At 35.9% G+C, this 19441-nt stretch carries 18 protein-coding genes; 5 read left to right on the top strand and 13 right to left on the bottom strand.

The window, feature by feature from the left end:
• Positions 1–31: 31 nt before the first annotated feature.
• Positions 32–1129 (top strand): GerAB/ArcD/ProY family transporter, encoded by a 1098-nt coding sequence (locus DS031_RS13815; protein WP_113806657.1) that lies wholly within the window; start codon positions 32–34, stop codon positions 1127–1129.
• 42 nt (positions 1130–1171) lie between these two features.
• Positions 1172–2269: a GerAB/ArcD/ProY family transporter gene (locus DS031_RS13820; protein WP_113806658.1), complete on the top strand. Its 1098-nt coding sequence runs from the start codon at positions 1172–1174 to the stop codon at positions 2267–2269.
• Here the strand turns inward: DS031_RS13820 and DS031_RS13825 are convergent.
• From DS031_RS13825 to DS031_RS13840, 4 genes are all read right to left on the bottom strand, one after another.
• The gene (locus tag DS031_RS13825; protein WP_113806659.1) at positions 2262–2501 is read right to left on the bottom strand and encodes a YczF family membrane protein; all 240 of its coding nucleotides are present in this window, start codon (positions 2499–2501) and stop codon (positions 2262–2264) included. The genes DS031_RS13820 and DS031_RS13825 overlap by 8 nt on opposite strands.
• Positions 2502–2632: 131 nt before the next feature.
• Entirely contained in the window at positions 2633–3577 is a 945-nt protein-coding gene (locus DS031_RS13830) for an aminoimidazole riboside kinase (RefSeq protein WP_113806660.1), read from the bottom strand.
• A gap of 291 nt (positions 3578–3868) precedes the next feature.
• Positions 3869–4699, bottom strand: coding sequence for a PRD domain-containing protein (locus DS031_RS13835; protein ID WP_113806661.1), 831 nt, complete (start codon positions 4697–4699; stop codon positions 3869–3871).
• A 195-nt stretch (positions 4700–4894) separates the two neighbouring features.
• Entirely contained in the window at positions 4895–5935 is a 1041-nt protein-coding gene (locus DS031_RS13840) for a YeiH family protein (protein ID WP_113806697.1), read from the bottom strand.
• A gap of 190 nt (positions 5936–6125) precedes the next feature.
• Between DS031_RS13840 and DS031_RS13845 the strand changes: the two genes are divergently transcribed.
• Complete coding sequence (locus DS031_RS13845) at positions 6126–7007, top strand: LysR family transcriptional regulator (protein WP_113806662.1); 882 nt, start codon at positions 6126–6128, stop codon at positions 7005–7007.
• Between the two features lie 16 nt (positions 7008–7023).
• Here the strand turns inward: DS031_RS13845 and DS031_RS23745 are convergent, their stop codons facing one another.
• Complete coding sequence (locus DS031_RS23745) at positions 7024–7164, bottom strand: hypothetical protein (protein WP_181833162.1); 141 nt, start codon at positions 7162–7164, stop codon at positions 7024–7026.
• A gap of 118 nt (positions 7165–7282) precedes the next feature.
• A complete protein-coding gene (locus tag DS031_RS13850; RefSeq protein WP_113806663.1) occupies positions 7283–8299 on the bottom strand; it encodes an asparaginase in 1017 nt (338 codons plus the stop codon).
• A gap of 217 nt (positions 8300–8516) precedes the next feature.
• Between DS031_RS13850 and DS031_RS13855 the strand changes: the two genes are divergently transcribed.
• On the top strand, positions 8517–8858 hold the full coding sequence (locus DS031_RS13855; protein WP_113806698.1) for a helix-turn-helix domain-containing protein: 342 nt from the start codon (positions 8517–8519) through the stop codon (positions 8856–8858).
• A 41-nt stretch (positions 8859–8899) separates the two neighbouring features.
• Here the strand turns inward: DS031_RS13855 and DS031_RS13860 are convergent, their stop codons facing one another.
• The 3 genes from DS031_RS13860 to DS031_RS13870 form a co-directional block, all read right to left on the bottom strand.
• On the bottom strand, positions 8900–9400 hold the full coding sequence (locus DS031_RS13860) for a PTS sugar transporter subunit IIA (protein ID WP_113806664.1): 501 nt from the start codon (positions 9398–9400) through the stop codon (positions 8900–8902).
• A gap of 196 nt (positions 9401–9596) precedes the next feature.
• Positions 9597–10853 carry a M48 family metallopeptidase gene (locus DS031_RS13865; protein ID WP_113806665.1) on the bottom strand — a complete coding sequence of 419 codons (1257 nt, stop codon included), beginning with the start codon at positions 10851–10853 and terminating at the stop codon, positions 9597–9599.
• A gap of 182 nt (positions 10854–11035) precedes the next feature.
• On the bottom strand, positions 11036–11617 hold the full coding sequence (locus DS031_RS13870) for a hypothetical protein (protein ID WP_113806666.1): 582 nt from the start codon (positions 11615–11617) through the stop codon (positions 11036–11038).
• Positions 11618–11802: 185 nt separating this feature from the next.
• Between DS031_RS13870 and DS031_RS13875 the strand changes: the two genes are divergently transcribed.
• The gene (locus tag DS031_RS13875; protein ID WP_113806667.1) at positions 11803–15213 is read left to right on the top strand and encodes a DUF2157 domain-containing protein; all 3411 of its coding nucleotides are present in this window, start codon (positions 11803–11805) and stop codon (positions 15211–15213) included.
• Positions 15214–15269: 56 nt separating this feature from the next.
• Here DS031_RS13875 and DS031_RS13880 read toward each other — a convergent pair whose 3' ends face one another.
• From DS031_RS13880 to DS031_RS13895, 4 genes are all read right to left on the bottom strand, one after another.
• Complete coding sequence (locus tag DS031_RS13880; RefSeq protein WP_181833163.1) at positions 15270–16136, bottom strand: Cof-type HAD-IIB family hydrolase; 867 nt, start codon at positions 16134–16136, stop codon at positions 15270–15272.
• 143 nt (positions 16137–16279) lie between these two features.
• Positions 16280–17074 carry an ABC transporter ATP-binding protein gene (locus DS031_RS13885; protein ID WP_113806669.1) on the bottom strand — a complete coding sequence of 265 codons (795 nt, stop codon included), beginning with the start codon at positions 17072–17074 and terminating at the stop codon, positions 16280–16282.
• The gene (locus DS031_RS13890) at positions 17052–18080 is read right to left on the bottom strand and encodes an ABC transporter permease (RefSeq protein WP_113806670.1); all 1029 of its coding nucleotides are present in this window, start codon (positions 18078–18080) and stop codon (positions 17052–17054) included. The genes DS031_RS13885 and DS031_RS13890 overlap by 23 nt, the downstream gene beginning before the upstream one ends.
• A 97-nt stretch (positions 18081–18177) precedes the next feature.
• Positions 18178–19137 carry an ABC transporter substrate-binding protein gene (locus DS031_RS13895; protein ID WP_113806699.1) on the bottom strand — a complete coding sequence of 320 codons (960 nt, stop codon included), beginning with the start codon at positions 19135–19137 and terminating at the stop codon, positions 18178–18180.
• Positions 19138–19441 lie beyond the last annotated feature (304 nt).

Consider the following 19441-nt stretch of genomic DNA (forward strand, 5'->3'; position numbering starts at 1 on the left):
TGAGGAAGAGAAGGGAGGTGAGAACAAATAAATGGAAAGAGCGAAAATTAGTCCATTCCAATTGTTTGCCTTAATCTTTTTATTTGAACTTGGCAGTGCGATTGTTGTAAGTCTCGGTATTGGCGCAAAAAAAGATGCGTGGCTCGCCATTCTTTTAGGTTTAGCAAGCGGCATGGGATTATTTTTTATATACTATTACTTATTTCTTCAGTATCCAAACCTGCCGTTTACAAATTACTGTAGGAAGATTTTCGGTAAATATTTAGGTTGGGGAATTGGGCTATTATATACGATTCATTTTATTTATGCTGCCGCACGAAATTTACGTGATTTTGGCGATTTGCTCCTTGCGTCCACTCTTCCAAAAACACCGCTCTTTCCAATTAATACATTTTTTATCCTTGCCATAGGTTATGTGTTATTTCTCGGCATTGAAGTATTGGGGCGAACGGCAGAGGTATTTATTGTAATTTTGTTGTTTTTAGGAGTTACCGGTAACCTTTTAGTTCACCTGTCCGGCAATGTGAATTATGATCATTTAATGCCTATACTCGAAGAAGGATGGAAACCGATTTTAACGACAACATTTCCTTTAATTACGTTCTTTCCTTTTGGAGAAGCGTTCGTTTTTACAATGCTGCTGCCTTATTTAAATCAACCAAAGTTTGTGAAAAAAGTATATTTATCAGCACTGGTATCAAGCGGTCTTATTTTAATTTATACGGCAAGTTTAAACATCGCCGTTCTTGGCGTCGACAGAGTGGAGCGCTCTACCTTTCCTTTACTGTCAACAATCGGCACAGTAAACATTGCCGAATTTTTACAACGACTTGATTCCATCGCCATTTTTACATTAATTATTACTCTTTTTTTTAAAATTATCATTTTTTATTATGCAGCTATAATCGGCATTGTAGATTTATTTCAATTTAAAAATTATAAAAAAATTGTGCTGCCAATCGGGATAATTATTCTTTACTCGTCAGTCACTATTGCTTCAAGCTTTGCAGAACACATTCAAGAAGGTCAAAAAATTGCGGCACAATACATTCATATTCCTTTACATATTATTCTTCCATTTCTAATGCTTGTTATTGTGCTTATTCGCAAAAAACTTCGTTCACATTAACACATTGTATGTAAAGACTACGTATGGAGGTGACCCTCTATTTTGGAAAAAGCAAAAATAAGTCCCATTCAATTATTTGCCCTCATTTATTTATTTGAACTTGGCAGCGCGGTTGTCGTTTCAATTGGAATTAGCGCCAAAAAAGATGCATGGCTTGCCATTCTTTTAGGTTTAGCAGGTGGGATTCTTTTATTTTTTATGTATCGTTATTTATATTTGCAGTACCCTGAAAAAACACTTACCGGCTATATTAAAGAAATTTTCGGTAAATATCTAGGTTGGATCATTGGACTTTGCTATATTGTCTATTTTCTTAATATTTCCATGCGGGTTTTACGTGACTTCGGTGACTTACTGCTTGCGTCTACTCTTCCCAAAACACCACTTTTACCGATTAATGCATTTATGATTCTTGCTGTTAGCTATGTTGTGTTTCACGGCATTGAAGTAATAGGACGTACGGCAGAAGTGTTTATTGTTGTTTTACTGATTTTAGGAATAACTGGAAACGCTTTAATTCATATTTCTGGTAATGTAAATTATCAAAACTTACTTCCTGTTTTAGAAGAAGGATGGAAACCCATTTTAACAACAGCATTTCCAGAAACCATCGCCATTCCGTTTGGAGAACTAATTGTGTTTACAATGCTGTTCCCTTATTTAAACAAAACTAAAACTCTAACAAAAACCGTACTGTATGCAATGATTTTAAGCGGACTTACACTAAGTTATACGTTAGCTATTAATATTGCTGTTCTCGGCGTTGATCGTGTCAGTCGTTCAACATTTCCGTTATTGTCCACGATTGGGATGGTTAATATTGCTGAATTTTTGCAACGACTTGATGCATTCGTTGTCTTTACCCTTATTATTGGAGGTTTTTTCAAAATAACGATTTTCTTTTATGGGGCCCTTATTGGTATTAGGGATTTGTTTAAGTTTCAAAAGTATATGCAGATGATTTTACCAATTGCCCTTATTGTCCTTTATTCATCAATGACCATTGCTTCAAATTTTCCAGAACATATCAAGGAAGGTTTAAAAATATTTACAAACACCGCTCACATCACTTTTCAACTTATTATTCCATTGTTAATGTGTATAATTACTGTCATCAAAAAACGCTTAAAAGCTAAATAGATCCCCGCTTCTTAGCTTTTATTTTCTTTTTAATAATTGGCATCACTTGTTGCATAATTGTAATTACTATTATAAAAGTTAGGATCACATACTCTCCTGTCTCCATTACCCAAAAAGGGTTTCTTAAATTTTCAAGTGATTCTGACATCTTTATTTTTAAAAGCATGTCCATGGATATATTAAATAAAATTGCTAAGAGAAGCATGAATAAAAATACGACAACTACTTTCATTTTTTCCCCTCACTTTTAGGCGTTCTTACTTTTTCCTCCTTCTTTAAAGGAATGTTTATAGTATTTGTTAATCGTTTAGCTTTTACTTATAAAAAAGCTGACTCTTTGTTTTTGAGTCAGCTCAACATAAGTTATTTACTTAAAATCTCTTCTACCTGCTCTTTTGTTGGAAGTGCAGTCATTGCTCCTTTTGTAGAAGCAGCAAGAGCACCTGAAACACTTGCAAATTCCACAATTTCTTTTACTTCTTCAACCGTTAATTCAGCAATGTGTTTTATTAATTCATTAAGCTGATATAAGATACCTGACACAAATGCATCCCCGGCACCTGTTGTATCAACTGTTTTTACTTTCATTGCAGGTACATGCACCGTTTCTCCTTTAAAGCGAATATAACTTCCTTCTCCGCCTAGTGTAACGAGAACAAGTGGAATGCTGTATTCTTTAAGTGCTTGTAAGCCTGCTTCAATTTCTTCTTCACCTGTAATAAATGTTAATTCTTCTTCAGAAATTTTTAGAAAATCCGCTGCACCAAGCATTGATTGAATGGTTTCACGTGCTTGCCCTTCTTCTTCCCATAAACCAAGGCGTAAATTTGGATCATAGGAAATAACCATATCGTTTTCTTTTGCTAAAGCAACTGCTTTTTTAGTTGCTGATTTCGCTGGCTCGCTAATCATTGAAATCGAGCCAAAATGAAACACTTTATGCTCTTTAAATAATTCCTCCTTAAGATCATCTTCACTTAAGAAACGATCCGCACTAGGATTAATATAAAAACTAAAATGACGCTCTCCATCATCATCGAGGGTAACAAACACCACTCCTGTTCTTGCTTCATCTGTTAGCAGCATTGATTCTACATTTACTCCATAATTGTTAAGCGTATTCTTCATAAATTCACCAAGAACGTCATTTCCTACTTTCCCTAAAAATGTTGACTTTATTCCTAAACGGCTTACGCCTACTGCAACATTTGCAGGTGCACCGCCTGGACTTTTTTGATACGTAACATTTTGGTCATCAAGCGGGATAAAATCAATTAATGCTTCTCCTAAACTAATAACTCCACTCATACTTGTCAGCTCCCTTTTTCATTACTCTAATTCTTTACTTTTACCAATACTTACTATTTAATAAAAAAACACTCTATTTATTTTAAGCATATTTTATGTGGAAAACCAACATAAACCCGAGAAAAAAGAATCATATTGCACTAACGAAAAAAGACCTAAAGCGAAAAAAGGATAGACTACTCCCTTTATAGTTCGCCTTAGGTCTTGCCTGCATTACCAGTCACAATCCTACTGTTATTTATTTTATACGCTTTCATTCTAAGCACCAATCTTTTGTATGTCAACTATTTATTAATTATGATGTGTAAGAATGCGTTGAATATGAAGACTAATATAACCAAGCTCTGATTCTGGAAATATAAGTGCATATTCGCTCTTCATAAATGCTGCCATTTTCGAAGCACATCGAAAGGCAGCACTATATTTTTCCTTAATCATTTGCAGCATTTCTACATCCATATCATGAAAAGGCTCCTTACGTTCAACGCGCTGCAGCGCAAAGCGCAGATGAGTTAATAAGCGCTGATAGGAAATGGTATGGTCTTCAAGCATAATATCACATTCATTTTGTAAAATTTCAATCATTTCACTAATCATTGTCGTAATATTTAAGGCTTCCATCATATTGCCAGCATTCATTTTCGCAGTATGAATGTGAAGCGCAATATATCCTGCCTCATCTTCCGGAACATTTATTCCAAAACGTTCTTCTATTCGCTTTACAGCCCATAAGCCCACTTGAAACTCGTCTTGATATAAGCCGCGAATTTCATTTAAAAGCTTATTTTGAATGTCAATGCCGCCTTCAATTCGCTCAATCGCAAATGACATATGATCAGTTAACGCAATATGAATATGCTGATTAAGTTCAACACCCAGTTTTTCCTCTGCATATGAAATGACTTCTTCTGCAATTTCAATATGTTCTTCCGGCAATGTTCTTAAAAGTTCTTGAAATTTTTCACTTTCATCACGCATTACAAAAACTTTTTCAATCTTTGCTTGTGGTACAGGGTCGTTTTTTCTTTTTTGAAATGCAATTCCCGGGCCCATAACAATTTTCTCTTCCTTGCCATCCTTTACAACCACTGCATTGTTATTTAAAATTTTACTAATTTTCAACCGTTTCCATCCTTTCTTAGAGCATCACGCCTCGAAAGCTTCGAAATTCTTGGTGCCAATAATAAAATAAAGAAGGGATTTATGGAAGCAATGTAAGAGCTTATAGTTAGAGCATTGTTTCTTATTACTAACTTATTTTAACCTAAAATACAATCAATGAAAACTCGACAATATCTGAGTTTTCATTGATTGTATTTAAATAACTCTCATAATTAAAATTATACTATATACAATAGCAATTAGAAAAATTGTGCCAAGAAATCCTGTCGCAAATGCTTTTAATCCATGTTGACAAAGCGCTTTAAATTCTACATTTAATCCAAGACCTGCCATTGCCATACCGATTAATAGATAGGCAGCATTTATAAATAAAGTGGTTACCTGTTCAGGAATCGGACTAAATGTATTGATTGTACTCATTGCAAGGAAACCAATAATGAACCACGGAATAGGGAGACTTCTCCATGAAATTTTTTTCTCAGCTTTAGATTTGTTTTTCTGATAATATATCCCAATAATCATTGCAGCAGGCACTAATAAAATAACACGCGTTAATTTCATAATAACTGCCATATCAACCGCTTCTTTTCCTCCTGCATCTGCAGCAGCAAGCACATGAGCTAACTCATGTAAAGACGCTCCCGCAAAAAAACCGTATTCCATATCTGTAAAAGGCAGCATTGGTGCTGTAACAACATATAAAAATGTAAAAAATGTCCCAAGCAGGGCAATAACTGCAACACTTACAGCTACTTCTTCATCTTTTGCCTTCATTTGCGGCGCAATAGCTGCAATGGCTGCCGCTCCACAAATTCCTGTGCCACACGCTGTTAATAACCCAATATTTTGATCTAAATTCATTTTTTTGCTGACTGCAGCTGCTGTGAATATGGTAAAGAATACAACAATAACTGCAGAAATGAACAAACTTATCCCTGCTTCTACAATTGATAGTAAATTAAGACGCATTCCAAGAAAAATAATTCCTAATCGTAGAAGCTTTTTACTTGAGAAAGATATTCCTATATAAACGTGCTGCTGAACACCGACAGCCACACGCCAACCCATTCCAAATAAAATCGCTAATACGAGTGCTCCTACAACTTCTAAATAAGGAAGTTCTGCTGCAAATCTTGCTAAAATTGCAAGCAAAAATGTTAATCCTACTCCTTGTAGAAAGCTGAAGCGGACACTGCTTAACTTCTTTTTTCTTATTAGTAATTCTTTTTCTAGCATTGCCATTACTGCTCATCCTTTCGCTTACCACTATCATACTTTTGTTAGAAAAGATTCGGAAATGACAGTTCGTTATCGCTATCATAAGAAATCTTAATCATTGATTTTAAAAGTGCTGTTCTTTTTCAAACTAACGGTATTGTAGTACGATAAAAAGAAAGAAAACACGATGATAAGCGAGGAAGATATAATGAATATTGATGCACTAAAAGTATTTATTGCAGTAGCCGAGTTAAAAAATTTTTCACGTGCTGCTGAACAATTAAATTTTTCACAACCAAGCATCAGCTTACAAATTCGCAATTTAGAAAAAGAATTTCAAGAGCAGCTCGTCTACCGCTCACCAAAACATGTAGAGCTTACAAAGGCAGGAAAAATCTTGTATCGTAACGCCAGAGATATAATATCTTTATATAACGATACAATAACCTCAATTGATCAATTAAAAAATATTGTAAGCGGAAGTTTAAAAATTGGGGCAAGCTATACAATTGGAGAATATGTGCTTCCTAAGGTGCTTGCACAATTTGCAGCGGATTATCCTGAAATCGATATCGAAGTAAAAATTGAAAATACAGACGATGTCACAGAGGAAGTACGGCACACTCAATTAGATATGGGCCTTATTGAAGGAAGTATCTCCTATGATGATATTGTGGTCCAGCCTTTTATGGAAGATGAAATGGTATTAATTACAGCCCCCTCTCATCCACTTGCAAAAAAGCAAATCATTGATCCAAAGGAGTTACATAATCAAGTATGGATTATGCGCGAAACAGGCTCTGGAACCCGCGCCTACAGCGATCTCCTTATAAAAGAATGGAATCTTCCGGTAAGCCGTTCGTTTATTTTCAGTTCAAGCCAAGGCATTAAAGAAGCGGTAATTAACGGTTTAGGTATCGCAATATTGTCTCATTTAATCGTTGCAAAAGAGCTTGAACGAGGTGAACTTGTTGCAGTCACCATTAAAAAAAATCGCTTTGTAAGGCAGCTTTCAATCATTCACCCTCCAAAGCGCTCTTTTTCAAAAGCTGAAGAAGTTTTCTTAGAAAAACTATTAAAGGAAAGGTGAGAAAGGAATTCCTTTCTCACTGCTCAACAACACCTGTTTGGCTTGTTTGGCGAATATGATCGCCTTCAAAATTATTCGCACGTGCCTTTTTCACTTTATCATCCACAATTTTCTTTTGATCAACTTCAGGAGATGTTTTCTCGTTTCGTTTTACCATATAGTTTCACCTCTTTCCTTTCTGTAAAGTTAGTTTGCTTCTCTCGCAAAAATACATGCACAAAACCTAAATAAGCGAGGATGTCCCGGTTGGACATCCCCGCTTATTTCTTTTATATTTACAATACTTCATCAAATAAATCATCGTCCGGCGTACGATCACCTGCAATTGAGGTTTCCATTATTTTTTTTACTTCGGCTAAATCCTCTGTTTTTCCTAATGTCCACATGAGCTTTGGAAGAAGTGCTTCCGTATTCATATCTCTTGAAAGAATCACCTTGCTTTGATCAATCTTTTGTCCGACTTCATATACACTTAAATTGGCTCCTTCTTCCAGACACTGTGTTGTAATTACAACAGCTACATCAGCATCAATAAGCTCCTGCACTTTTGGAGACAAATCCCGACCTTGAAAGGGGATACCTCCGCTCCCAAATGTTTCAATCACAATTCCTTTGTAAAGAGTTTTTAGTGTATCAAACAATTCTGGTTTTGTGCCTGGATACAATTTTAACAAAAATACATCTGGGCAAAGGGCTGTATCTAATAAAAGCTCCCCTTTTTTATCATTTGATAACTTAACATGATAATTGACTTTTTCTCCTTCTACGTATGCAATATAAGGAGAATTAATGCTTTCGAACGCATCATAGCTTTTTGTGCGCATCTTAATGGCACGCGTTCCAATAATGACGCGCCCATCAAACACGATAAAAATCCCACCGACGTTTTCACAAGCAAACCTTACTGCATCTACAATATTTTTACGCGCATCCGTTTTATGATAATTAATTGGCAGCTGCGAACCGGTAACAATAACCGGTTTATCTACATTTTGAAGCATATAAGAAAGTGCTGCCGATGTATAAGCCATCGTATCTGTACCATGTGTAATAACAAAACTATCATACTGGTCATATTTTTTATAAATCACTTCAGCTATTTTACCCCAATACTCAGGCTGCATATTTGTGCTGTCAATATTCATGACAACCTCTGTATCAATTTGATAATTTCGGTTTTCTTCAGGCAAATAACTAATGATTTCATTTGGTGTAATTCCAGGTGTTAATCCTTTTTCACCTTCAACGGAAGCAATTGTCCCTCCTGTTGCCAGCAGTAAGATTTTTTTCATCTAACAGCACCTCGCAATATCTCATTTCATATTATGACCTTATAAGTTTATTTTGTTTTTTAAAAACATACGCGTATCGCATATTAATTATAGCATTTCACCAATTAAAAACAAACATTTTATGCATAACGCATACTTTTAGGATATGATAGAAATAAAGATAAAGCTATTTAAAAAATTATGTATTATTTAGAAATGTTAAGGAGACATAGGGATGATTTTAAAACGACTCTCACAATTAAGAAAGAACAAAGGATGGTCACTTCAGGAAACTGCAGATTTATTAGGCATCGCCAAAAGTACATATGCAGGATATGAATCTGGATACCGCCAACCATCTCTTGAAGCATTGATAAAACTTGCAGATTTACTCGGCACTTCAACTGATTACTTATTGAATCGAATTGATAATCCTTCACGTCAAAAAAACATTGAACTTACGAATAAAGAATCCTATTCAACAATTAGTATGAACATCGATCAAAAAGAAATTTCTGAAGATGAGCTCATTGATTTTATCGCATTTGTTCGTGCAAAACGACAGCTTTCACAAAAATAACCGTGCAAACAGCTGCTGTTTGCACGGTTATTGCTTATTACTTATGCTTTTACTTTTACGTTCATTATTGCTGTTTCACCTTTTATCCCATTATCACTGTATGATTGTTCAAGATTTTCAAGCATATCACCATTTGTAAGAACGATTGGCGTAATTGTGCTTGCTGCTTTTTCCTTTACAAGATCAAGATCAAAGTCAATTAATTTTTGACCTACTTTTACTTTATCTCCTTCTTTAATAAACGCTGTAAAACCTTCACCTTTCATATTAACAGTTTCTAACCCAATATGAATTAAAATTTCAAGACCTGTCTCTGAACGAATACCAAGTGCATGTTTTGTTGGGAATAATTGAATAATTTCCCCATTTACAGGGGAAACAACTTGTCCATCCTTTGGTTCAACTGCAATGCCTTCACCCATCATTTTTTGCGCAAATGTTGGATCCGGTACCTCCTCGATCTTTACAACTTTACCATTTAAGGGAGAAAAAATCGTTTCTTCTATTTTTTTCTCTTTTTTTCCAAATAACTTTTTAAACATTCTAACACCTTTCCTTTCAAATTATTTTCAGATGTGAATTGCTGTGTTTAAAATAAAAAAAGACCTAAAACGGTAGAAGAACTTCTTCTATTCGCCTTAGGTCTTGCCTGCATTACCAGTCACAATCCAGTCCATATGTTATTTTATATTACCCATTTTAAACCTTTTCTAACCTTATCGTCAACTATTCGTTTTTTTACTCCTTATACGTTTCTAAGAAATGAATACGTTCAAGCATCGTAGGATGACCATAGCGAAACACTTTTACAATCCAAGGTGGACGAACTTCGCTTAATCCTGTCACTGTTAATTGCTGAAAAGCACCAATAGCCGCATCAGCATCTTCTGTCATTGTAATTGCGTATTGATCGGCTGCATGTTCATGATAACGTGATATGGCATTCGCAATTGGACTTACTAAAAAGGAAAGCAACGAAAAAATTAATAACAGTGCAGGCAGTGAGGCGATATCGCTAACTCCTTTAATATGAAATACCTTTCCAAACTTTTTAACAAACCACCGCAGCACCATTGAGCCAAACCATAATCCAAAAAAGGTAAGCACAATGGAAGCAAGAACATTTAGATAAAGGTGGTGCATCACATAATGCCCCATCTCATGAGCCATTATAAACAATACTTCATCATCTTCAAGTTTATTTAATGTTGTATCCCATAATACAATTCTTAAGTTTGAGCCAATTCCAGTAACATAAGCATTCATCGCATTCGTCTTTTTTGACATATCTACTTCAAAGACACGTTCGGCAGGAATATTGGCTCGATCAGCAAGTGTTAAAATCTCTTCCTCAAGCTCTTTGTCTTTTAATTCATAAAAGTCATTATAAAGAGGATCGATTACAACAGGCTGAATATACATCATAAAAATAATAAATGGAATAGAAACGAGCCACGTATAAAACCACCAGCGTTTTTCATTTTTTCTCATAAAGAAATAAATAACCGATACCACTAAAAATAAAATAAGGAAACCAAGCCAAAATCCTATCACTTGATCACGCATCCAACTGTGAAAGCTTTGGGTAGAAATATGATAAGCCTGTGAGACTTTATAACTAATATAATCAAGTGGAAAGCTAAGAATCGCGCTAATTCCCGATAACAAAAAAACAAAAATAGCTGTACGGCCAACAGAAATTTTCATGGTCCCTTTTGCAATATCACGAAATTTAACTGTTAGTCCGAAAAATAGGACAACTAAATAAATCCCCCATTCTAAGGGAATCGATAGAAAAAAAATAAGATGCTTTATTCTTGAAAATTCACTGCTTAATAGAAGCTGTTCGTTTGTCATAAATGTTGTCGGATCTGCAGCCGTTCCCTTATATTGAGAAGGAAGCTCTGTATTTGCTCCTATAAACAAATACCATGCTATGATTACTCCATAAAGAATAAAGATTCCAAGAAACCACCAGAAAAATGTTTTCTTCAAAATAACCTCCTCCTCTGCTGTTTAATATGCTTGTACACTACTCTTCTTTTATTGTAGACCAAACTGCAAATTTTAGAACTCATCCTTCCTTCTCTCTCATTTATTTTTCCTTTTAGATTGCAAAAAACTAGCTTAAAGCGTTGTTTTACCCCAACGTTTTAAGCTAGCTCCTTACCTCTTCTTTAAAGCTTCTCAATATTTCTTTCTGTTATTAACCATGCACCGTTTTGATATTCAAAATGCACGATTAATCGATATGGTCCGGTAATTTGGTTTTCGCTCTCTTGAACCACCTTGTAATGTTTATCATTAACTTTTTCCATATCATACGGTTCATTTTCTTGAAACCAAGTTGGCGCATCTTTTGCAATGAAATAAAGACCGTCTTCTCTTTCTTCATAATAATCATCAACATATGTTTGCGCAACTTCAGGAGCAGCTACACCTGAAAAAGAATTGATCAGCTCCTGTTTATTTTTATAGTTTGTAACTTTTTGATTTTCATCAGTGTCCTGCATTAAATAATTTTTAAACGCTGCTGCTAATCCTTCTACATCCGGCTCTTGAATTTTTTCATCAATGCCTTCTTCGCTATTGTCCTGGTTTTCACTTGATTCATTTGTTTGATTTTCTTGTTCATTTTCATTATTTGTCTGTTCTTCTCCGTCCAAGCCGTTTTCGTCTACTGGTTCTAATTCTGCCGCGTCTGTACAGCCTGCTAATGCAAGCATTCCTGCTAGCAAGAAGAGTTGCAGCCATTTCATTTATTATCCGCTCCTTTTTATTATGATCATTAATATTCCGTTCCCTTTCCACATTTCTTCAAACCCTTTGAAACAAATGTAATAAATTCCCTTGTTAAGAAGAAACTAAAAGTGTAATATTACACTATAATTAAAAACTCTATCAATCATATAATGAGTTTAAGTGAACAAAAGCGGGTGATCATATGAAGGATGAAGAAAAGAAAATTATTTTTACAGACGAATTAAAAAAGCTTCGGGAAGAACGATTGATAAGCTTGCGTGAGTATACTTCTGTAAAAGCGGCATATGAGCGTTATTATAATCAAGCAGAAGAATTAACAACTGCAGTACAAGAAGTTAAGGAAATAACAACAGAACCACCTCCTTTAAAGCCAAAGGTCCTTCAAAAGCCGAAAAAGAAACGATCGCCTCAAGAAATCCGCGATCGCAATATTACCTCTGTATTAATTCTCGGGGTCGTGCTGCTTTTAATCGGAGGAATTGTCCTGGCGACAAGCAGCTGGGAAGCGATGACAGCAATTGGAAAGACCGGTCTAATCGCTTCCGTTTGCGGACTATTCTTTGGAATCAGCTGGTTAAGTAGAAATAAGCTAAAAATTGAAAAAACATCCTTTGCCTTTTTAACGTTAGGAAGTTTATTTTTGCCTATTGTTATACTTTCAGCTGGTTACTTTGAGTTATTTGGATTGTGGCTGTCTATATTTGGGCCCGGAAAACATCTACTCGGTTTCATTACAGCTGTCATTTGCTTACCGCTCTATAGCTTTCATGCAAAACGAAAAAACTCAAGACTGTTCGTTTGGTTTACATATTTAACATTAAGCATTGGCATAGCCTTTTTACTTGCTTCCTTCTACCCGCCAATTGATTTCTTTTATTTAGGTATTGTTTGTTATAACGCTTTATTGTTAGTTAGCTACTTCCGTTTTAAAAAATCAGAGAAATTTACGCTTTTCTTAAAAGAGCTGCCTGTGTTTTCTCAAGTAAACTTAGTGCTCTCAACATTACTCATGCTGCTATTTTTTGAAAGTGAAGTGTTTTACAGCTTTAATGTCCTATTAACAGCTGTTATTTACTTAGCGATGATATTTACGGCAAAACGAAAAGAATATCATTTTATTTTTACGCTTCTTTTTGTATATGGCGTCTATCAATTAATTGAACACTCGTTTTTACAGTCTGTTGATGTTGTGCTGTATGCTTTAGTAGGATTTGTTTTTATCGGATTACAAACAAAATTGAAAGATCAGAACGGCTATTTACAAAAAGCGTTTCAATTTACGAGCGCTGCTGTCTCATTTTGCGCCTTTTTATTTATTAGCTATAAAGGCATTGCCCTGCGCTTTGAAGAGCCATCATGGTTACTATTTTTCGGCTATCTTATCATTTGCGCCAACTATATCTTTTTAGCTTATGAAACAAAATTCAGGCTGTTTTCCTTTTTAGCACCGACTTTCTTCATCATAGCCGGCATGCAGATGATGAGCTTAGTGTACGATACGATTACAGCTAACATGTTTTCTGCTCATACGTTTGCAATCGGTACGCTATTATTTACGATTGGCTATTTTTACAACAAGTGGAAATTTACGCTTGCTGTTAAATACAGCTCATTATTTGTTTCAATTGGGGTTATGCTTTTAGCAGTCGGCGCAGCTCTTCTTGCAAACGAATGGTATACAGCTTCATCGTTATTTGTCTTATTTGGAATTGTTATGTATTATACGAACACTTCAATGCCGATAGAATGGCTCAAAGGACTAACAGCATGGCTAAATCCGATAAGCTGGATGCTTGCAGGAATCACGCTTTATCCTGAGTTTATAAGCTTATTTAAAAACTATGAAACAACATTCGGACTTCCATTTCACTTTGGAATCGTAGGTGTGAGCTTACTTGTAATCGCAGCCGTATGGAAAGCCGGCAAACGATTTGATTTTGAACGCAGCACTTTTTGGACAGCAAAAGCGGTATATGCACTTGGACTCGTGCTTCTCTTCACAGAAATGATTAATCCGCTTTATGTGCGAACAGGACTGCTGTTAGGCGGGATAGCTGCAGCTTACCTTATCATTAAACGTACAAATAAAAATGAAATATGGATGATTATTAGTTTACTAACGCTCGCCTCTTACTTATCAGCTATAAGCGGCCTGAGGATGAGTGGAGATTTAATAGACAGTGTCCAGTGGCTTGGCGGCGCGGTTCTTTTACTAATTATTTCTGAAACACTCGGTAAAAGAAATAGTGCAATGAAAAATGCTTATTTTTACACAAGCCACCTCTATTTACCGATTGCCTTGTTTTTAACGATGATTACCGGAGTTGACCGTCCGCTAGCGGTATTAATTGCACTTTCTGTATACGGATATAGTGTATGGAAATGTACGAAAGAGTGGGAGAGAAAACTATTCTTGTATGCTGGATTTACCATACTGCCGCTGTTTGTCTGGTCAGCGATTTTATTTTTGAATCTTGACTATGAATTTGAAAAATACAGCTTTTTTACAGCAAGCTTCATAATCTTTATAATGTGGTACTTGATGAACGACGACTGGAAAGAACGAATAAAGTGGTATTTTATTCCCTTTTCTATACTTGGTACAGTTCTCTTTAGTTTTGATTATTACGAATATCCTAACACTGCTTTTGGAGTTGAAATCATTTTTATTGCAATAACACTGTATGTTATGCACAAGTCAGACTGGCACATTTTCACACTTGTTCCTTTATTAATGATTATTCCAATTTTAAATTTATTAAGTTTAGAAAATCTTGAAAATGATGCATTATACGTTATTATCTACATTGTTTTTGCATTTGTCGTTAAAGCAATTGGGGATGTTCTTTTCGGCTATCTTTACGAACGAAATGGAACAAAATTACGAGATATAAAAATTGATTGGTATGCATTTACGGCACTGCTCATTATTTTTGCTGCCCTAGATTTTATTACCTATTATTCACCACTATGGCTAAAGGAACTGCCAGCTCTTGCACTTTCTCTTTTACTGTTTCTTCAAATCCGAAAAGTAAAAGATGAACTGCCGTTAAAAATAATAAAAACAATTGCTACTGTTAGTCTTCTCTATCCATACTATGTACTGCTCGGTAACGTTCCAGTTAACGAGTATATTGAAGCAGAAGCATATTTACTGCCATGGATTATCCTTACAATCGCTCTTTCAAAACGCACATGGTCTAATAAAAAGAAGACGATGGACATACTTCAATGGATCGTGCTGGTTATTGTCGCGGCTCTTCTTGTTCAAGACGCGCTGAGAAGCAATACGATTTATGATGCATTAATTACCGGTGGATTATCCCTGCTTTCAGTATTAGGCGGACTTCATTACAAAATTAAATCGTACTTCTTCATCGGCAGCGGGGTGCTTCTTTTAAATGTAATGCTACAAACGAGACCATTTTGGGGAAATATGCCGTGGTGGGCTTACCTGCTTATTGCAGGATTTACCCTTATTGCTGCGGCAAGCTTTTATGAATGGCAGAAGCAGCAAAAAGACGATGATGGAAATACATTCATTCAAAAAAAGAAAGAGCAGTGGAAAGCTAAGTGGAAACAGTGGGAATAAAGAAAACGTGCTAACGATTTTGTTAGCACGTTTGTTATTTATTGTAATGCCCTTACTTACTTTACTAAGTCTTTTAATAACTGTTCAATTGCATGGCCAACTCCATGCTCAATATTCTTTTTCGTAACAAAATGACAGATATCTTTAATTTCTTGTTCCGCGTTTTCCATCGCCACACTTCTCCCGGCAATTCGAAGCATTGAAACATCATTAAAATTATCACCAAGTGCCATTACATCTTTCATGTCTACACCGCGTTCTTTCGCAAACTTTTCAAGCGCGATCCCTTTTTGCGCGTTAATATGGTTAATTTCTAAATTATCGCGTGCGGAAGCTGTAATCGAAAGGTCGTTTTCGCCTTCAAGCTCTCCTCCAACATTGCGAAGCTTTTCTTCGATACGAGAAAAAGTTAACACTTTATAAAATTCAATATCCGGGAGATCAAACAAATGATCATAGCTTTCAATTGTTTTTAAGCGTCCTACTTCAACGCGGTGCATCACATGTGAGCGGATTTTTTCTTCATCATAATTAACATTTGTTGAGGACACAATTTCAATCATTGCCTGAATAGAACGGTCTAAATTATCTGTGTATGTGCCGTGGTTTGTAAACACTTCAAAATAAATATCTTGTTTTTGACACGCTTGTTGAATTTTTAAGTAAAGGTCGTTTCCTAATGGAACACTATCAAGCAGTTCACCTTCAGCAGTGCGGATTTCCCCTCCATTTAATCCGATCACTGGAATTTTCAATCCTGCTTTCGCAAGCGGCTCCGCTGCCGCAATATAACCGCGACCTGTTGCAACAATTACTTCAATTCCCTGCTCCTGTGCCTTTTTAATTGCTGCAGCATTTTCTTTACTTACTTCCTCTTCATTGTTTAACAGTGTTCCATCCATATCCGTCGCAATGATTTTCATCTCCAACATCCTCTCTATTTTAGCTTACATCGTCATTTTACCAAACCTTACCGAATTCATGCACGTTGTTTTAATTTTTTTAAAAGAAACAGCCATGAAATCCATAAAAAAACTCCTAGAAAATAATTTTCTAGGAGTTTTTTTTAACTTAACAGTGCACGGTCACTTGCCATTTTTTCACCGCGAATGCGCTGGAATTCTTGAAGAAGTGCTTCAATCGTTAAATTTTTCTTTTCATCGCCATCTACTTCTAAAATAATTTGTCCTTTATCCATCATAATAAGACGATTGCCAAGATCTAATGCCTGCTGCATATTGTGCGTTACCATTAACGTTGTAAGCTGATATTTCTCAACAATTTCTTTCGTTAAATTTGTAATCAGTTCAGCTCGTGACGGATCAAGTGCCGCTGTATGCTCATCAAGCAGTAAGATTTTTGGCTCTGTAAATGTAGCCATCAGAAGTGACAATGCTTGACGTTCTCCACCTGATAAGAGACCTACTTTTGCATTAAGACGATCTTCGAGTCCAAGCGAAAGGCTTTCCAGTACTTCTTTAAAAAAGTCACGCTTCTTTTTTGTTACTCCAAAACGAAGTGTCCGTTTTCTGTTACGGCTGTAGGCCATTGCTAAATTTTCTTCAATGGTCATTGTTGGCGCTGTTCCTGCCATTGGATCTTGGAATACACGACCAATGTACTTCGAACGCTTATATTCAGGTAGATTCGTTACATCATTTCCATCAATAACAACTGAACCAACATCTGGCGTTAACACTCCTGACGTCATATTCATTAATGTTGACTTTCCAGCACCATTACTGCCGATAATCGTCACAAAATCACCTGGTTTTAAGGAAAGATTAATTGAATTTAAAGCAATTTTTTCGTCTGGTGTTCCTTCATTAAAAATTTTATTAATCTGTTTGAGATGAAGCAATTCGCTCACCATCCTTTGCATTCATAACTCCTAGCGCTGCTAAACGTTCTGCTTTTAACTTTCGTTTACGAGCTTTATCACGCTGTGCATCAATGAATTTCGGTACAATTAAAGCAATAATTACAATGGTTGCTGTAATAAGCTTCATGTCGCCTGTTTCCAAAAACTCTACTCGAAGTGCAAGACTGACAACGATACGATAAATAATAGCTCCACCAATAACCGCTAAAGTTGTTCTCGCAATCGTTTTTGTACCAAAAATCGCTTCACCGATAATAACAGATGCAAGACCGATAATAATCATACCGATCCCCATACCAACATCAGCAAATGATCCGTACTGGGCAATGAATGCTCCTGAGAGGGCAACTAATGCATTTGATATCCCTAAACCTAAAATCGTCAGCTGATCGGTATTTGCTGAAAAACTGCGAATCATTCGCTTATTATCACCTGTTGCTCGTAACGCAAGGCCCACTTCTGTTTGTAAAAAACGATCTGTAATAAGTTTAATAAGTAATGTAATAAGTGCCATAATAATTAATACAGCCCATGTTTTCGGCAGACTCTCTCCCATGCCTAGCGCTGATGCAATACTATTAAAAAAGCTGTCAATGCCTGTGCTGTTAAACCAATCTCCCATTTTAGTAAAAAGCGTTTCATTGTTTAAAAGTGGTACATTGGAACGTCCCATAATTCGTAAATTAATGGAATAAAGAGCAATCATCATTAAAATCCCCGATAAAAGCGGATTAATTTTTCCTTTTGTATGAAGTAAACCTGTTATACAGCCGGCAATAAACCCAGCGAGTACTGCTGCAATTGTTGCAAAGATAGGGTGAGTTCCATTCATAATCATAACAGCTGCGACAGCCGCACCTGTTACAAAGCTGCCGTCAACCGTTAAATCTGGAAAATCTAAAATACGAAACGATAAATATACACCAAGTGCCATAATCGCATAAATAATACCTGACTCTACTGCACCAAACAATGCCGTAATCACTATAATACCTCCTTTATAAAATGCTCTCATTAACAAAGAAAAGGTTGACTCATTAGGGGCCATTCCCCAATTTTTGAGTCAACCCGTTTATCGAAGATTATTCGATATATTCAGCAATGTCATCCCATTCTGGTTTTAACTCAATATCCATTTCTTTTGCTGCATTTTTATTAATTAATAGCTTTAATTCTTGCGCTGCATAAACTGGCGCTACTTCTGAAATAGCCTTCTCACTTTTTAAAATTTGAACAGCCATTTCGCCAGTTTGATAACCTAACTCATAGTAATCAACACCAAAACCTGCAAAACCACCGCGTTTGACTGAGTCACCTTCTCCTACAAATAACGGAAGATCGCTGTCATTTGCAACCGCTACAACTGACTCTAACGCTGAAACAACGGTGTTATCTTTTACAACGTAAATCACATCAGCACGTCCTACTAAAGATTCTGCAGCCTGCTTTACTTCAGCGGACGTTGAAACTGGAGCCTCTACAGCTTCTAAGCCTGTTCCTTCCATTTCCTCTTTCACTTGTTCAACTTGATATTCTGCATTTTGCTCACCTGCATTGTAAATAAGGCCAACTTTTGTTACATCAAAGTTTTCAGCGATAAATTTAACAGTGCTGGGAATCGCTGCTGGTAACGTATCTGACGTACCCGTAATATTTACTCCTGCTTCTTCCATTGATGGTACAAGCTGTGCACCAACTGGATCTGTTACCGCTGTAAAGACGATTGGAATTTCATTTGTTGCATTTAAGGCAGATTGTGCACTAGGTGTTGAGTTTGCAAAAATTAAATCAACTTTGTCGCCAACGAAGTTTTGCGCAATTGTCATGCTTGTATTCATGTCGCCTTGGGCAATTTGCACGTCAAACTTAGCATTTTCAAAACCGTTTTCCTTTAGAGCTGCTTTAAAACCCTCTGTTGCCGCATCAAGTGATGGGTGCTCAACAATTTGCGTAATCCCAATTGAAACAGGTTCCGCAGATGCTCCCCCTTCTGTATTATCAGCCGCTTCTTTGTCGCTTGTCCCACATCCTGCCAATGCCATGGCACTTAGAATAGAGACACCAAGAATTTTCTTCCAACCTTTCACTTTACTTCCCCCTCTTATTATGTGTAAATATTTATAATTATCTAAATATATTATATCCTTTTCTGCAAATATGCTTTAAAGCGTTAAATTAAAGTTATCGTACCACCGAATGAATTGACTGTCAATTAAGATTTTTATATTTCAGAAAAATTTTTTGAATAAGTTTTTATATAAAATCATTATTATAAAATCATTAAAATAAGGTTCTTCCATATGAGTTTTTACTTCATAAAAAAAATCACTCCTCAACTGAGGAGTG

The sequence above is a fragment of the Bacillus taeanensis genome, assembly GCF_003318295.1.
Lineage (GTDB): Bacteria > Bacillota > Bacilli > Bacillales > UBA6769 > Maribacillus > Maribacillus taeanensis.

Bases quoted from the DNA above. Each gene is read 5' to 3' on its own strand.
- DS031_RS13815 (WP_113806657.1), top strand. From the start codon at position 32: ATGGAAAGAGCGAAAATTAGTCCATTCCAATTGTTTGCCTTAATCTTT.
- DS031_RS13825 (WP_113806659.1), bottom strand. From the start codon at position 2,501: ATGAAAGTAGTTGTCGTATTTTTATTCATGCTTCTCTTAGCAATTTTA.
- DS031_RS13830 (WP_113806660.1), bottom strand. From the start codon at position 3,577: ATGAGTGGAGTTATTAGTTTAGGAGAAGCATTAATTGATTTTATCCCG.
- DS031_RS13840 (WP_113806697.1), bottom strand. From the start codon at position 5,935: ATGCTAGAAAAAGAATTACTAATAAGAAAAAAGAAGTTAAGCAGTGTC.
- DS031_RS13845 (WP_113806662.1), top strand. From the start codon at position 6,126: ATGAATATTGATGCACTAAAAGTATTTATTGCAGTAGCCGAGTTAAAA.
- DS031_RS23745 (WP_181833162.1), bottom strand. From the start codon at position 7,164: ATGGTAAAACGAAACGAGAAAACATCTCCTGAAGTTGATCAAAAGAAA.
- DS031_RS13850 (WP_113806663.1), bottom strand. From the start codon at position 8,299: ATGAAAAAAATCTTACTGCTGGCAACAGGAGGGACAATTGCTTCCGTT.
- DS031_RS13860 (WP_113806664.1), bottom strand. From the start codon at position 9,400: ATGTTTAAAAAGTTATTTGGAAAAAAAGAGAAAAAAATAGAAGAAACG.
- DS031_RS13870 (WP_113806666.1), bottom strand. From the start codon at position 11,617: ATGAAATGGCTGCAACTCTTCTTGCTAGCAGGAATGCTTGCATTAGCA.
- DS031_RS13875 (WP_113806667.1), top strand. From the start codon at position 11,803: ATGAAGGATGAAGAAAAGAAAATTATTTTTACAGACGAATTAAAAAAG.
- DS031_RS13880 (WP_181833163.1), bottom strand. From the start codon at position 16,136: ATGAAAATCATTGCGACGGATATGGATGGAACACTGTTAAACAATGAA.
- DS031_RS13895 (WP_113806699.1), bottom strand. From the start codon at position 19,137: ATGGCATTGGCAGGATGTGGGACAAGCGACAAAGAAGCGGCTGATAAT.